Below are 14,921 nucleotides of genomic sequence, written 5' to 3'. Positions count from 1 at the left end.
CGCCGCATCCACCTCCACGGCACCCCACCGGGATGCCTTTGCGGTTCAGTTGCTCCATGCCTTTCAGCAGGTTGTCTTCTGAGCTGCAGGTGTACTCTTCCTTTGTGTTCTGAATGGCCACGCGGTGCATGTGTGCGGCCCTCCATTACACGTGTTTGAACAGCGGACTTTTCTTGGCCAATCCCTCTGCATCGGCCGAGGTCAGGAATCGCTCGGTATAAATGTCTCGTTCAAATAATTGGCCTTGCATCAGCGTGGAGATACACGCTTCAATCATGGGCGGTGGTCCGCACATGTAAGCCTTGTGGCCCCGAAAATCATTGTTGAAGTGCGCCTTCAATGCCTCGTGCACAAAACCTTTTGCACCGGTCCAACTCGCGCTCACGTCTGCATCCGAGAGGGCAGGAATGTAGGTGAAGTTGGGGTGTTTGGCTGCAAGCTCCGTGAAGTAGTTGTGGTAGTACAACTCGGCTTCATTGCGTGCCCCTTGCACCAAGGTCATGGGTAATGTGCAACCCTCATTAAACAATTCTTCAATCATGGCTTTCGGGCTGGAAAGGCCAGAACCACCTGCCAGAAAAATCATGGGTAGATTGGCCGATTTGCGTGTGAAAAAGCGACCCAGCGGGGCGGTGAATTCCAGTGTGTCACCCACCTTCAGTTCGTCATGCAGCCAGGTGGTGGCCGCACCGCCTGGTACTTTTCGAATATGCAATTCAACCAGGTTTGTGCCCGGGGCATTGCCGATTGAAAATGCACGTTCGCCTTGCACGCCCGGTACTTTCAGCATGACGTACTGCCCAGCTTGAAAGTGAACTGGCTCGTCGACTTCAAGCCAGATACCGCGAATGGTGGGGGTGAGCATGTCAGCTTTGACCACACGCCCGGAGAAATCCTGAAGTCCGATGAATTGCGCATCCGGGTCTTCATCAACCTCAGCTTCAATCACGGTGTCGCATTCAACGGTTGCGCAGCACGCCAGAATTTTTCGTTCATCGCGTTCAAAGTCCATCAGCGCAAACGGTGAGGCTTCCCCATGTTCGAATTCACCTTCCAACACTTGTACCTTGCAAGTAGCGCACAGGCCGTGACCACAGGCGTGGGGTAGCCAAACACCTGCACGAAGGCAGGCGTCCAGCACGGTTTGCCCTTCCTCGATGTCGATTGTTTGACCAATCGGTTCGATGGTGAGTTGATAGCTCATTGCGGGTTCCCCTTTGCGCTTACGCGCCCGAACCAGACAGGCCTGTCAAGCCAGGGGTGGTGAAGCGCAACACCGACTTGTGCGTCAAACCGTTTTCATCCAGCGATTTGCCCAAGTCGGGAGTGAAGTTTTCACGCCCGTGTTTCCACTGCACTTTGCTCCAGTCAATTTTTGCAAAGTCGGGGTGGCTGCCGTAGAGCGATGGCAGTACCTCATTCACCAATGCCCCGAAGGGCATGGCGGGTGGCAGTGGCAAGGCCATGGGTGCGCAAAACATCAGGTGGTGCTCCCAGTTCACGAACAATAAGCGGTTGCCGTGAAAGTTCTCTTCAAGATCGCGTACCACGCCGGTGTAGCCCGGCTGCAATGAAACGAGTGCCATGTTGTTCTCCTCCTTGTTGTTGTCAGGCCGCCGGTGCGTCTTTGTGGTCGCGCCCTGTCCATTGCTCCCAGTTCATCTGGTCCTGACTGCCCATGTACTCGCCGTTGTCCTGGCCGGGCACCAGGTTGTAGTACTTCAGTACATTGTCCAGTCCTTCGCCGCCGCAGTTACCCTGGAAGATTTGATGCACCGGCAGCCAGCTTTGAACGTACTTCTCGGGCTCGTTCTCGAAAATGTCTTTACAGCCATCCGAGCAGAAGTGGTACTTCATACCGTGGTAGGTTGTTTCCCGCAGGCAGGTGGTTGTGGGGTCATCGGGTTCCGTGAAAATTGCCGGCACTTGGCACAACTGGCACAGCATCGGCAGGCCAGGGTTGCTCCAGCGCTTACCTTCTTTCTGAAGGGCATCCCAGTGCTCAAAACGTGGACGATAGTGCTTGTCGAAAGTGTCGGGGTACTTCTCGCTCAACCACTTCAGTTCGCTTTCTTCGGGTACCCAAGTGTGAAATGCAGCGGCATGGCTGAAGTTGTAGAAAGTAGCCCACACTTCATGGCTCAAACGGCTTTTCTCTTTGCTGGCTACTTCGTGGTACTTGGGCATACGAATACCGTAGCGGCTCAAGTCTTCGAACAGTGCGCCACCGTTTTTCTCGAAATAGGTTTCCCATGCTTCCTGCCAGCTCATCACGCGTTTGGGCAGCATGTAGTCCATCATCATCGAAACCAAGGCCAGCAAGCGGTAACCGCGCCAGAACCACTTGTCGATCCACTTTTGAACGATGTCTTTGTTGCCCGGGTCTTGTTCCAGCATGAACTTGACCACCTCAAGACCAAGTGTCATGTGGCGGGATTCATCTGATTGGGCGGAAAAGCCGAAAGTAACCGTGGCCATGTCGCCGTTGTAGGCAGCACCGCTCATGAATGGCATAAACAACAGGTTGGTCAATACATACTCAAAAGAAAACGAGATGGCTGTAATGAATTCAAAGGGACCTGCAGACTGTGCATCTTCAAAGTAGCTCTTGGGTACGCTGAGGTACCACACGCGGTCGTGCATGTGGCGGAAGTCGTGCAAGCCGTTGAAAAACTTGTTGTAGTGGCTGATGGTGTGCACCTGGGTTTGTGCATGGCGCAATTCATCAATGGCCTGCATCTGCGACGCAATTCGTGCACTGACGCCACGGAAAGAGCGACCCACGTGGGCATAGCCACGGTGTGCAGCGTATTCCAGAGGGGATACACCAGTCAGGAACAGCTTGAGCGTGTTGATGTAGCGAGCATCCGTTACATTGAACTGACCATTGTTCTGAGCAAACGCGTCAATAATGGCGTACAGTTTTTTCTCTTTTTCGCCCTGGAATTTCCAGTACGCGTCCATGGTCAAGCGGAACGGGTCTTCCCACTTGTCCCAGTCATGGATTTTGATGCCTTCGAACTGGTCGTAAGGGAATACATCGTCCATGGCCTGGTAGGTGGTGTCCCAGCCAAGTCCGCGGGTCATCATGCCGTATTTCTCTTTCAGGCCCAGTTTTTTGTTGCCTGTGTTCTTGGGTACTGCGCTCATGTCTCTACTCCTTCAAGTTGAAAATTTCCGGGACTGGCATTACGCCGCGTGGCCCCAGTACAGTTCAAATTCATCCTCTGTTTCATTGATGCTGCCCGACAGGGAAATCAGGTTCAGGTGAATTTCCTGAAGATCCCAGTCACGCCCCATCAGGTCGGACACGCTTTGGCGCTTGACCACCAAACGGCCGGGCGACTCGATCTTGACCATTGCCGGAAACTCCTCGACTGTGGCTTGCGGGTTGTCTTCCCGAATGGCCTCGACAATGTTGCGGGTATCGTCGTTGGTGACAAATGCAATAAACACCGGCGTTTTCGTTCGTTCTGGGGTTGGCGTGTTCATGCTGCAGCTCCGGGTGTTTTCAAACCGATCTTCTTGGCGCGCACCAGCAGGTCTTCCTTAATCTGCATGAAAATGCTGGCGGCTTCTTCTGCAAACAATGAGGTCATCAAAGGCTGCAAAGCGCGGGTAGTTTCTGTCATCCAGATGTCGAACCAGCGGCTCAGTATTTCCTTGTTCTCTGGTGATTCATCCACTGCGGTTTTGATGGTGGAGTCCACCCAACGTTGGGTTTCGGCAAACCATTCCTGCATGAAGTTGGTACACATGGAGAAGGTTTGGCCTGCCATTGGATTCAGGCGTGTTTCAAGGTGCTTGTAAAACATGGGGTACACCAGTCCGTCCATCACAAAATTCTGTGCCAGAAAAACTTCAAACCAGTCTTTTGTGACAAACAGGTTTTCCATGCTGCGGCGAAGTTCTTGCCACTCGGGCGTGTGCAGCCAGTGCTGCTTGCCCACTTCCAATGAGTCGCCCGTGTTGCCATCCAGCAGCAAACCAAGGCGGCTGACGTATTGCGCCAGGCCCAAGCGGTCCATGGTGTTGTACATGGTGGCTTGTGTAATTGCAGCGCCGTAACCGAAGCTGGTACAAAAGCAGTTGTTCATGTTGGCGCCCCACTCGTAGTGGCGAAGCGGCAGCACAGCGAAAATTAAATGTTCTTTGTCTTTTTCGCTCAGGTTGTAGAACACACCACGCTTTTCTGCGAACTCAAACTGCTTTTCGGCCGCATCCTGTTGCTTGGCACGGTTCATGGTGTACACGCCGTAGTAGTACTGTCGTGGGTCTTTGAAGCTGTACCAATCGGCCATTTTGATGGCTGTACGGGCAGTGTCGTACAGGTCGTACTGTGGGTCCCAAATGGGGCGGTAGTGGAAGTTGGTGTCCGACTGCATGTCGAACGTGGCTTCCTGATAGCGCGACGCAGGCTTGTCTGCACCCAACCGGCGGGCCACATTCGAGAATGTGTTGCGAAGTTGTTTGATGTTCGACGTTTTGATGTCGACTTGCATGATGTCTTCTCCTTTCCTCTATTTATTTGGTTTTTTATTCGCTGACGCCGGCCTGGCCGAATTGCCACTTCAGGCGTTCGTAGTCCAGCCAGGCGCATTGCTCGGCAGTCAATTCCACAGCATTGTGTTGTTTGCAAAATTCGCGGAACTGATCGAATTGCATCACCAGTTCCACGCAAAGCTCTGGATCGCCAATCGAAAACTCGAACTCGACAAAGCGATTGTTCAAGGTGCCGGTGACGCGCACATAACGTGGAATGGACGCCTCCAGAATTCCGTTCAGCTCCGGTGGCGGGGTATCGCTTTTGGATGTTTTGACTTCTTTGATCATTTGGAGCCCTCTTGCTTGATTTCCCATGTAAAGGGGGCAAGGGGTATGCCATGTTATCTAAGTGATTGAAATGATGGGAATTATAAAAAATAGAGGATGAATTCTAAGAAATTTACGGGTGCTGAAAAGATCAATTGCTGCGGTGCAAGTTGATCAAATGATGAAGTTGGACTTGCAAATATTTACGCCTGGGCCGTTTTATGTCGAGTCTTTTTGAGGATCGAGGTTTGTCTAAATTGGTTAACCTTTTTGGGGTATGCTTAGACTCGAAGCAAATAGACTAGACCGGTTATAAGATCAGCAAACTTAGTCTAATAGGCTGATACCTAGTCCTCGTTTAGCCGCAGTTCTAGTTGAACCGATGCTCAGATTAGAACGTTTTTGGATGTTCATCCGGTTTGAGTTACTAGTGCTATGTTGATGTTAAACGACATTATTGGCATGGATCACAAGAGTTACAACCTTGTTGAGAGCACGCATTTACGCCATTTGAAAACTAACTGTGTAGTTTTCTACACAGTTACGTGTACCAAACTTCTAAGGTCGGGGGTTCGAACCCCTCCGGGCAGGCCAAGAATTCAGTACCGGTTTACGGTGGCGGTGTTAGCTCAGTTGGTAGAGCAATGGATTGTGATTCCATGGGTCGTGGGTTCGAGCCCCATACATCGCCCCAAATAAAATCAAGGACTTAGCGTGAATGATCCGCTAAGTCCTTTTGTTTTTCGGCGGCTTCATTCTCGACACAGAAATTTTCCCATGGATCATATATTTGGAAAACTGTCTTTTAGTCTCCACCCATCAGTATGCGGCTGTGACAATCCTGTGACAAATTCTGTGACAAATTTTCTGTCACAGACATTTCGTGAGTATCGACCTATCTTTGACACATATTCATCTGTCACATAAGAAGAAATTCAACTTGGTGGCAGTATGTAACAACAAGTAATCTCTGCAACAAAGCTTCCGCTAATCGGCCGAAGCGGACTTTTAAATATTCTTGAAAAACGACTGCTTTCGACGCTTCGCTGACATTTAACATTCGACGACAGTGCCTACTTCCTAACAAGTAATTGGTATCAGTGTGGATACAAACCATGCCAGATACAGCAAGTTTCTGGCACAGTGCTATCTCATCTAACAAACTCCAAGGTTGTAACAACTAAAGAGGAGGAAGTGATGCCGAACATTCCTATCACTGACACGATCGTGCACGCGTTTTCCCAGTTGGTAGACGACTCGGGTAATGGCGGAAGCTATCGAGAGCCGTCGCATTCAGACATAGAATTTCAAATTAATACTTTCGGGCTGGCGAACTTTGATCCCAAGCAACAGGGCCAACTGATCGGAAAGGCTAAGCGTGTTAGAGCTGTGCTGTATGAGGCCATGACAGCCAATCCAATCGCCGCCTCGGGGTTCGCGATGGGTCTCTTGGGAAAGATTCGTGCGTGTGGCGGTTTCCGTGCAGGTGCACCTAACTTCGTCGGCCTCGACGCGATTGCGAACGCCAAAACGGCTTGCGAGAGCGTCGGCTTCGTCCTTGCAGACGATGGGGCGCTTTCCCCGAAAGTGCTCACAGCTCTTAATGGACCGGAGCTGACGGATGCACTGCTAAGCTACGCGAGGCGCGCGCAACGAGGCGCCGAAGACGCTGCCCTGGTGGCTGGAACGGGCAAAGATCTGCTTGAGGCCACTGCCGCCCATGTGCTTATGACAATCAGGGGCAGCTATCCCGCGGGAGCTAACTTTCAGGCTTTGTTAGGTATGGCCTTCGTTGCACTGGGTCTTGCGGTGCCTGAGATGCCGGAAGTTCAGGGCGAATCGCCTATCCGCGCTATGGAGCGAGGGCTGTTCCTGACCGCTCTTGGTGTTAACCGCGTCAGGAACAAGCAGGGCTCTGGCCACGGCCGTCCTTGGCTACCGACACTTACCGATGCTGAGGCCAAAGCAGCAATTGAGTCTGTTGGCACGGTGGCCAGCTACTTGCTAGCAAAGCTGGCGATAAACGTGCGGTAGTCTCCATGATTAACCATGATTGACCTACTTCCCGTCCTAGTTCAAGCAACTGTGACGACCCAGTTACAGCTTAAGCAGTGGTTCGCTCGCTATCCTGCAGGCATGCCATGGTCAGTTATCTCGGACTACTGCATTGGGGACGTCAATAAGGGGAACGATGTCTTCAGCTTTGTAGTCGTCGCACCCCATGACAAGGCTGAGAACATCAGCGAGTACATAGCCAGAGTGGCACCTAAGGACTTGAAGAACACAGGCAAAGTTCCGCTCGGTCTAATCCAGTATTTGACCTGCGAGGTGCCTGTCACCTTTAGCGTCTCCTTCGTAACGAGGCGTGAGGATGTGCTGTTACGCGACTACTTGAGCATGCAGGCCATGGACGCGCTGGTCGCGGGAGCCATATCCTTTATGCATGACCGCCTTGCGCTATACCAGCATAAGCATGACATTGAATATCACGAAAACGCCATCAGGAGACTGAAGGCTTTCAAACGAGAGCTCGAACATAAGGGAGCAAATGCGAAGTTAGCCAGACAGATTCATTTGGTCGCTGCCATGGTAGCGACCCTCTGCAACTTGCTCAATCAGGCGGTGGGCGCTAGCGTAATCCGTTGGATTTCTGACAGGGATGCAATGTTTGAGCGCCATGACGCCGTAGTGTCTGACCTAGCGTACGTGTACTACCTGACCCAGGCAATCGAGTTCGCCACACCGGAACAGCAGATCGCCCAGAGCCATGGCGAATCTCTGGCCACCCTTGTTTTTGAAATACCAGAGAAGACCGCCAAGCACCGCTTCGACGAATTGGTCAGACTCCCGGACTATCTTGCAGGTACCTTGGCCGACCTGAACAACGAAACTATGGCCGTTTCTAGGGAGAAGTTCGACGTCGTGCTTAACAACGTCTTCGTCAACTCTAAGAACAACTGGCTGGTGCAAATGACATCAACCGGCGAGCGCATTACAGCGCGCTCGGCCCTGTTCCGAAGCTGTAATTAGAATCGGCATCAAGAACGGACAAGCCCTCACCCGCCAAGCGACTACTCTGGGTAGGTAAACGAGAACGTAAGGTCTGGAAACTAGCGCTCCGTTGTCTTCTGGCCACCGAATATCGGCTGCTCTTATTGCGATGGTTGTACGTTGGGATGGGGCGATTTTCGGCCTGAGCGGCCGTGAGACTTTCAACTTAGAACATTTCCAAAGTGACCTTGAACCGAAGGTGTATAACGTGAAGGTGAGCGCCGCCACACGGCTTTATCCCGCAGCGTCCAGCGATCGAAGCGAGTGAGTTCGCACGTAGGGTTATGTTTCACGTCTCGGCTACCCCCACACCTTTGCTGTTTTTGCGTCAAAGACGTGCACTTTGCATTTGAACTTTCCTTTGATCTGCTCAATATGCTCCTTGTCTTCAGGCGAATAAACGCCTATGTAAATGCTCCAGAGTTTATTAGGAACCTTTTGCTTGGCGGCTTTGTTGATCGCTGCAATGATGTGTTCATCGTATTGCCCGAAGCTGAACCCAAAGGTTACGAGTGAGCCTTCAGTTTGGCATAAGCTGTCGTAGCAATAAGTGAGGTATTGGTTATGAGTTATATGGTTCAGCTTTTGCTGCCCATCACCAGCAGTAACGAAAATCGGGTATTCACCCTTTTCCATTCGAGCGCTTATGTTCCGGAGTAGATAGTTATAAACGTCGTACTCTTCTTTAACAACGCATACCCCGCTGTCGAAAAATGGAAGGGCTCCGTGCAGATAGAAAACATTTTGCTTGCTACGGTTTTTCCCCCATATTAGGTCGGACCATTCCTGATCCTCTGGGGCCATGTACTCGCCAGTGTCATTCATAAGCTCTCGGCCGCAGCCATCGACGTGATTGAGTATGTCGTTTCGCATTAGGACCCAATACAAAAGCAAGTCGTAGTTGGTCGAATAAATGTGCCCGCTAGTGTTAAAAAATTGCTGGAGGAAGGTAGCACACGCCGCGCTTTGATCTTCCGGCACCTTGAAAACGTGCTCGGGGTGCATTGCTTTCACAGCGTCCAACAGACTTTTTTTCAGCTTGACACTTGCGTTCTCGACGCGTTCTTTTAGTTTTGAATCGCCACCTAAGGCCTCTACTAGCGCGGCAAAGTTATCCAAGTACTGCATTATTACTTCGAAGTTGCGAGTCTCAATTACTTCTAGAATCTTTGAAAGGTCCCTATCCTTGAGATTTTTAACGAACTCGTGAAGCGCATTATAGGAAAAAATTTTTGGGTCGTATGAGACGCTAAAGCCATTTCCCAATAGCAGATGAAACTGCCGCCGTGGGTTCTTCCGAATGGATTCGAGCACATCGTCAAAAGTTTCTAATTTCATTCGTTGCCCCGATCAAGATGAGACATAACGCCGAGTGCAGCGGCATTTTGTGGGGTGGCGATTTGTGCGAGCGTAGCGATCGGCACACAAAGGCCGGGGAATAAACTGTCCGACTGGCATGACTTGTTATTTCTTTGTGATGTTGAATTTTCTACCAGCGAACTCACATAGTGATAAAACCGGGAAACCATTTACTCTTGTTCTGTGAAAAGGCTGATTACCTCCGAGAAAGCCAGCAACAGAAGGATAACTCACACTAAGCCTATCAAGTATATCTTTGCTTTTTTGGTTTGCAGCTAGCATTGCAGCCCACATGATTTTTGCTGCACTAGGCCAGTTCAAATTAACAGGAGTACATAACGCCCCATTTAGTTGAACGAATGCTAGCTCTTTCTTTAAGGAATATTGGTCACCCTGGAACTCAAATTCAAATACAAGTCGCTCATTTCCAGAATCAATGTGCCGCCAACAGATATATAGCCCTCTGAGCTGACAATCATCAATAAATAGACCATCAGGACCAGTAAAGGCATCAATTATTGGCTTGATACAGTTATCAATATCTGACTTAGCATCTGTTTCAAATCTTTGTTTGGCGGGAAGCAGCCATGTTACGTTGAGAATTATTTCCCCCGTAAGAAGGTACTGTAATTTTGAGAATTGCTCTTTTATTGAGCTCAGATATGTATCGCGAACAGACTTTTTAGACTGTACTGAGGCTGGTGAGCCTAGCACTACAAATTCAGCCCTACCGAAAGGTGAGGGGGCTTCTCCTCTATTAGCACGGTCTAATTCTTCCAACAAGTCATCGCTCATTTACTGCTCTTTGTACAGATGGCATAACTTGATTTGTCGAACAATAACGGAGATATTCATTTATCCGTACATCGCAAATAATTTCCATAATTTAACCATTTCAGATGTTTGCAAAGCATCGCATGAACAAGATGAAAAATAAACCTTGGTTATTCGCCATCAAATGGCGAGTCAAGGATTTGACTCGGAAAATCAGAGCCTTTATCTACTACCACATAAGTTCCAAAGAACGCTTTCGCCAATAACTCAGACGTTTCTGTCGTAAGTCCGAATTTCCGCTCCGGTCGATTACCTGCCGTTGCAACTGCATATCTAGTTTCAAAACCGACGCACCGCTTCCCGAAGGTCAGCCATGTAATCTGCGTCCATGAACCAAACATTTGCCAAAAATCATATCTTAGTGCCCAGAAAATCTAAATTTCTGCGTAACTGACCACAAGAATACGCCATGTCACCTAGCCGCGATACCAATTCAGTCAATGGTCTCAGCCAAACCATGGGCACAACCTGGGCACAACTTAGGCACATCCTATTAATAGTCAAATTCCATCCTGAAGGTCACAAATTTCCGAAAATTCCGCACAAAAATTCGCTTCAAAAACTCGAAAATTCACGACCTTTGGGTTGATTTCCCAAACGGTCATTGGGCACAAAAATGTGAACCAGAAAATTCGAGAAATTTTTACAGATGTGCCCTGTTGACCGTTATTGGGTTTGACCGAAGGTCATGAAAGGGAAGGCGGGCTAAAGCGGGGTTGGGCACCAGTTGGGCACATTTTGGGCACACGCGGTTAGTGGCCTAGAAAACAAAAAAACCAACCACCGCTAAGTGATTGGTTTTAATGATAAAGATCTGGTTGCGGGGGCAGGATTTGAACCTACGACCTTCGGGTTATGAGCCCGACGAGCTGCCAGACTGCTCCACCCCGCGTCTGGTAAGAACGAAACTATAGCGGGTTTTCCCCTTGTGTGCAAGTGCACAAACGCATGCAAACGCCTAAACCGCGGCTCAAAAACCTTTATCCTACTGAAACCACAAGAAAAATTCGCAGCAAAAAATGTTTAAAAAATTTCTGAAAAACCTCTCTGACAAGCCCGAATTCATGCGCAGGGCCATGAATTTTTACGCACCTTTGCGCGGCGCAGGCATTCATGTGCATCACATCAGTGCCAATTTCGAAGAAGTCGAAGTGCACATGCCACTCACGCGTCGCAACAAGAACATCATGGGTACGCAATTTGGCGGTTCTCTCTACGCCATGGCCGATCCCTTCTACATGCTCATTCTCATGAAGCGCTTGGGCAGTCGCTACCATGTGTGGGATCAAGAGGCCAACATTCGGTTTGTTGCACCGGGCAACGCCTTGGTCAAAGGCGTGTATCAAGTTGATGATCAAACACTGGAAGAAATCAAAGCCAAAGCGGCCACTGGTGAAAAAGTTTTGCACACCTTCGAGACCGACATCACCCACGCCGATGGCTCGGTTGTCGCACACGTCACCAAAGTGCTCTATATTCGCCTGAAGAAGCAGTACCGTCCCAACCCCAAATAAAGCAGCATCATGTCAAAACCTGAATACGCCAACCTGCCTGTGTGGCCCCAAGCCGATACCCCTTGCGTGGGTTTTTGTTCAACCAACCTTGGAGACGACATTTGCATGGGCTGCGGTCGCACTCTGGACGAAGTCGATGGTTGGCTGTTCAAAAGCGACGAGGAGAAAGAGGCTATCTGGAACCGCATCCGCCAAGCGGGTGTTGGCTATCGCTGGGAAAGCTGAAATAGCAAGAGTTGATAGTCTCTAGAGCCCATGCTCAGTTTTTAATCAACCAACCAAAAACTGCACAAAATCAACAGGCTGAAAATTTTATCCACAGCGAATAGGGAAGGTTTTCCCCGCCCAGTGTGGATAAGTTCCATAAGCCTCGGGGTAAGCCACAGTGGGGATGTTCAGTGCACTTTGTTCCGGCACTCTATGAATGTCTCCGACCCTCCGTGGGTTACTTTCAGATACGGCTTGCCTCGGTGAGCCGTTTTTTTTGAAATTAATTGTGTGATCAAGTGGTTGCTGAGCGGTGGATAACGTGGTTACAATGCGCCATCGGTTTATAAAATGCCTGTCGCGCAACTCGTTTCACGCTGCGCCCCTGCACCCCGCTGGCAACAGCCACATCGGCCTGCAGGACCAATCGGCACTATTTCCCTATCAACACCTGAATTTCTTAAAGTGAGTCCGCCTGGATGGATCCCCAGCGCGCTAAAAACATATTAGAAGCAGCATTGCTGTGTTCGGTCGAGCCCATTGCCGTCAAGGAATTGATGCGCCTGTTCGATGATGCAATTGATGCATCCGTGGTCACAACCTTGTTGGAAGACCTGCGTCGAGATTGGACTCACAAGGGTTTGGAACTTGTGCAAGTCAAAACGGGCTGGCGCTTCCAAACCCGCGAGGACGTCAAACGTTACCTCGAACAAATGAATCCCGAGAAGCCCCCGAAGTACTCAAGGGCAACCATGGAAACCCTGGCAATTATTGCCTACAAGCAGCCGGTCACCCGGGGCGACATCGAGTCCATTCGTGGGGTCACCGTGTCTACCCAGGTCATGAAGGCGCTCGAGGATCGCGGCTGGATCGAGTCAATCGGCCACCGCGATGCGCCGGGGCGCCCAGCACTGTGGGCAACCACGCCCCAGTTTTTGGCTGACCTGAATTTGGCCAGCCTAAGCGACTTGCCAGCACTGGACGATGAAAAAGACCAACAGCTGGCTGATGAATTACAGAAAGTCATTCCATTTGATCTGGATGACAGCGAAACAGCGGAAAACGATGAGAACCAACAAGCGCAAAGCAACTGAAACACTCGACAGCAACCCAATTCCCGAGCAGGCGGCAGTCAGCATAGACAGCGAAAGTCATGATCTGGAATGGGGCGAAGTGCTGGATCAGGTCGAAGGCCTGAAGTCTGAAGAGGGTGGCGGCGCAGGCAAGAACCGCAGCAAGCTCAATGTGCGGCTAGACCCCGAATTAGCGCCCAAGTTGCACAAGGTATTGGCCGATTCCGGTATGGGTTCTCGTCGTGAAATGGAAGAGCTGATTGTCGCTGGGCGTGTCTCGGTCAATGCCGAGCCTGCCCATTTGGGTCAGCGTGTATTGCCCACCGACCAGGTGCGTGTCAATGGCAAGCTGATTCAGCGCAAAAACAAATCCAAGCCACCTCGGGTACTTATTTATCACAAGCCCGCCGGCGAAATTGTGTCCATGGACGACCCCCAAGGCCGTACTACCGTATTTCAGAAACTGCCGAAAATTTCAAACGGCAAGTGGATTGCAGTGGGGCGTCTCGATTTCAACACCGAGGGCTTATTGCTGTTCACCTCCTCGGGCGAGTTGGCCAACCGTTTAATGCACCCGCGTTACGAAGTGCAGCGTGAGTACGCTGTGCGCATTCTGGGTGAGCTTTCTGAAGAACAACGCCAGCAATTGCTCACTGGTATTCAGCTTGAAGACGGTCCTGCCAAGTTTCTCTATGTGGATGCTGCAGGCGGTGAGGGTGCTAACCGCTGGTACAAAGTTGGCTTGAAAGAAGGGCGCAACCGAGAGGTTCGCCGCATGTTTGAGGCCTGTAACCTGACCGTAAGTCGCCTGATTCGCACACGTTTTGGCGACATCCTGATGCCCTCCACCTTGAAACGTGGCCGCCACATGGAAATGGAAGCACTTGAGGCCATGTCCTATATGCAGTCATTGGGCTTGAAGGTGGATGAGTCTGCCCAAGAAGGTGCCATTCGCCGTGACAAAAAGAACATTGGCTCGAAAAACAACAAGCGTCGTAACGGTCAACCCCTGATAGATCCGGGCTTGGCCTTTACCACGCCAACCCAAACTTACCTCACCGTGTCTGGCGCTGCCGCCGCCGCCGCGTTGAGCAACCAGAACAACTTGTCTTCTGCCGGGGGCTCAGCCCGGCGAGGTGGCGGTGGTGACCGAAATGGCAACAGAGCCGGTGCCAATGGCAATGGTGCTGCCCCAGCTGGAAAGTTTGCTGGGACAGGCAAGCGCCCCTCAGGGCCACGCAATGCGGGTCCGCGGTCTGGTGGTCCTTCTGCCGGGCGCGGTCCCGGGCGCGGCAATGAGGGTGGAAATGGTGCAGCCCAGAAACCCCAGCAGCGTAGACGCAGGAAGGCACCAGCCGCGTAGTTCTCCGCACCTGAAATTACTTGAAAATAAAGGCAGTTTCGGTTATTCTCTGAGGCTGCCTGAGCGCCCACTCCAAAAAGGGTGTCTCAAATGAAGTGGGCTTACAGGCCCATTTTTTTTGGCGAGGCGGTTTTAAGTACGCAAATAAAGTGAACAAGCGAAGCGAACAGACAAGTAAAGGTTAAGAACGTTGAAAGGCGAAGTGATCAATCCTGAAGAATTTGTTGGCAATTCATGGTCTGGCGTGTGGTCAGAATCCTGGGTTACTGAAGCCGACGCCGTGATCGCCTCTCTGGGCCTTGAAGTGGCCGATATTGAGCGCGAGGGCAATGGTCTGTTGCGCATCATGATCGATTCACCCACTGGCGTTACCGTCGAAGATTGCGAAAAGGTCAGCCACCAGCTTACCCACCTGTTCACCGTCGAAAATGTCAACTACGAACGGCTCGAGATTTCCTCGCCGGGCGTTGATCGCGTTTTACGCCGCAAAAAAGATTTCGAACGGTTTTTGGAGCAAGAGGTGTCCCTGAAATTCAAACGGGCCATCAACAATCAAAAACAGTTCAAAGGTGTATTGCAAAAGGGCAAAGAGCAAACCTGGGGTGTCCTAGTGACCCCCGACGGTAAAAATGCCGAACCCTATTTGCTTGATTTTGAAATAACTGATTTGGCGGGTGCCCGTCTGGTCCCCCATCTAAAGTTTTAGGA

At 50.8% G+C, this 14,921-nt stretch carries 16 protein-coding genes and 2 tRNA genes; 8 read left to right on the top strand and 10 right to left on the bottom strand.

What is annotated here, in order from left to right; all coding sequences use genetic code 11:
- From BSZ31_RS17860 to BSZ31_RS15120, 7 genes are all read right to left on the bottom strand, one after another.
- The coding region (locus BSZ31_RS17860) for a 2Fe-2S iron-sulfur cluster-binding protein (protein WP_146106744.1) at positions 1-130 on the bottom strand (130 nt) is incomplete at its 3' end.
- Positions 131-145: 15 nt separating this feature from the next.
- A complete protein-coding gene (locus tag BSZ31_RS15145) occupies positions 146-1,204 on the bottom strand; it encodes an NADH:ubiquinone reductase (Na(+)-transporting) subunit F (protein ID WP_105029442.1) in 1,059 nt (352 codons plus the stop codon).
- Positions 1,205-1,223: 19 nt separating this feature from the next.
- On the bottom strand, positions 1,224-1,586 hold the full coding sequence (locus BSZ31_RS15140; protein ID WP_105029441.1) for a phenol hydroxylase subunit P4: 363 nt from the start codon (positions 1,584-1,586) through the stop codon (positions 1,224-1,226).
- 22 nt (positions 1,587-1,608) lie between these two features.
- Positions 1,609-3,150 carry an aromatic/alkene/methane monooxygenase hydroxylase/oxygenase subunit alpha gene (locus tag BSZ31_RS15135; protein ID WP_105029440.1) on the bottom strand — a complete coding sequence of 514 codons (1,542 nt, stop codon included), beginning with the start codon at positions 3,148-3,150 and terminating at the stop codon, positions 1,609-1,611.
- A gap of 39 nt (positions 3,151-3,189) precedes the next feature.
- Positions 3,190-3,492: an MmoB/DmpM family protein gene (locus BSZ31_RS15130; RefSeq protein WP_105029439.1), complete on the bottom strand. Its 303-nt coding sequence runs from the start codon at positions 3,490-3,492 to the stop codon at positions 3,190-3,192.
- Positions 3,489-4,502, bottom strand: coding sequence for an aromatic/alkene monooxygenase hydroxylase subunit beta (locus tag BSZ31_RS15125; protein WP_105029438.1), 1,014 nt, complete (start codon positions 4,500-4,502; stop codon positions 3,489-3,491). Before BSZ31_RS15125 ends, BSZ31_RS15130 begins: the two co-directional genes overlap by 4 nt.
- Positions 4,503-4,536: 34 nt before the next feature.
- Entirely contained in the window at positions 4,537-4,833 is a 297-nt protein-coding gene (locus BSZ31_RS15120) for a phenol hydroxylase subunit (protein ID WP_105029437.1), read from the bottom strand.
- A 597-nt stretch (positions 4,834-5,430) separates the two neighbouring features.
- Between BSZ31_RS15120 and BSZ31_RS15115 the strand changes: the two genes are divergently transcribed.
- The 3 genes from BSZ31_RS15115 (at position 5,431) to BSZ31_RS15105 (ending at position 7,842) form a co-directional block, all read left to right on the top strand.
- Positions 5,431-5,506: transfer RNA gene (locus BSZ31_RS15115), tRNA-His, on the top strand.
- A gap of 503 nt (positions 5,507-6,009) precedes the next feature.
- Entirely contained in the window at positions 6,010-6,846 is an 837-nt protein-coding gene (locus BSZ31_RS15110; RefSeq protein ID WP_105029436.1) for an abortive infection family protein, read from the top strand.
- Between the two features lie 15 nt (positions 6,847-6,861).
- Entirely contained in the window at positions 6,862-7,842 is a 981-nt protein-coding gene (locus BSZ31_RS15105) for a hypothetical protein (RefSeq protein WP_105029435.1), read from the top strand.
- 321 nt (positions 7,843-8,163) lie between these two features.
- Here BSZ31_RS15105 and BSZ31_RS15100 read toward each other — a convergent pair whose 3' ends face one another.
- From BSZ31_RS15100 to BSZ31_RS15090, 3 genes are all read right to left on the bottom strand, one after another.
- Complete coding sequence (locus BSZ31_RS15100) at positions 8,164-9,201, bottom strand: DUF4917 family protein (protein ID WP_105029434.1); 1,038 nt, start codon at positions 9,199-9,201, stop codon at positions 8,164-8,166.
- A 126-nt stretch (positions 9,202-9,327) separates the two neighbouring features.
- Complete coding sequence (locus BSZ31_RS15095) at positions 9,328-10,017, bottom strand: RusA family crossover junction endodeoxyribonuclease (RefSeq protein ID WP_105029433.1); 690 nt, start codon at positions 10,015-10,017, stop codon at positions 9,328-9,330.
- 854 nt (positions 10,018-10,871) lie between these two features.
- Positions 10,872-10,948 (bottom strand) — tRNA-Met (locus BSZ31_RS15090).
- Between the two features lie 127 nt (positions 10,949-11,075).
- On the opposite strand from BSZ31_RS15090, the gene BSZ31_RS15085 reads away from it, so the two are divergent.
- The 5 genes from BSZ31_RS15085 to rimP all read left to right on the top strand — a co-directional run bounded on the left by BSZ31_RS15085 (position 11,076) and on the right by rimP (position 14,919).
- Positions 11,076-11,570 (top strand): DUF4442 domain-containing protein, encoded by a 495-nt coding sequence (locus BSZ31_RS15085; RefSeq protein WP_240605728.1) that lies wholly within the window; start codon positions 11,076-11,078, stop codon positions 11,568-11,570.
- Positions 11,571-11,579: 9 nt separating this feature from the next.
- Entirely contained in the window at positions 11,580-11,795 is a 216-nt protein-coding gene (locus BSZ31_RS15080) for a DUF1289 domain-containing protein (RefSeq protein ID WP_105029432.1), read from the top strand.
- A 461-nt stretch (positions 11,796-12,256) separates the two neighbouring features.
- A complete protein-coding gene (gene scpB / locus BSZ31_RS15075; RefSeq protein WP_105029431.1) occupies positions 12,257-12,871 on the top strand; it encodes an SMC-Scp complex subunit ScpB in 615 nt (204 codons plus the stop codon).
- A complete protein-coding gene (gene rluB, locus BSZ31_RS17855; RefSeq protein ID WP_335618915.1) occupies positions 12,843-14,213 on the top strand; it encodes a 23S rRNA pseudouridine(2605) synthase RluB in 1,371 nt (456 codons plus the stop codon). Before scpB ends, rluB begins: the two co-directional genes overlap by 29 nt.
- 190 nt (positions 14,214-14,403) lie before the next feature.
- On the top strand, positions 14,404-14,919 hold the full coding sequence (gene rimP, locus BSZ31_RS15065) for a ribosome maturation factor RimP (protein ID WP_240605727.1): 516 nt from the start codon (positions 14,404-14,406) through the stop codon (positions 14,917-14,919).
- Positions 14,920-14,921 lie beyond the last annotated feature (2 nt).

The organism is Limnobacter sp. SAORIC-690 (assembly GCF_002954425.1).
Classification (GTDB): Bacteria; Pseudomonadota; Gammaproteobacteria; order Burkholderiales; family Burkholderiaceae_B; genus Limnobacter; species Limnobacter profundi.
This window is presented reverse-complemented; position numbering and strand designations above follow the sequence as displayed.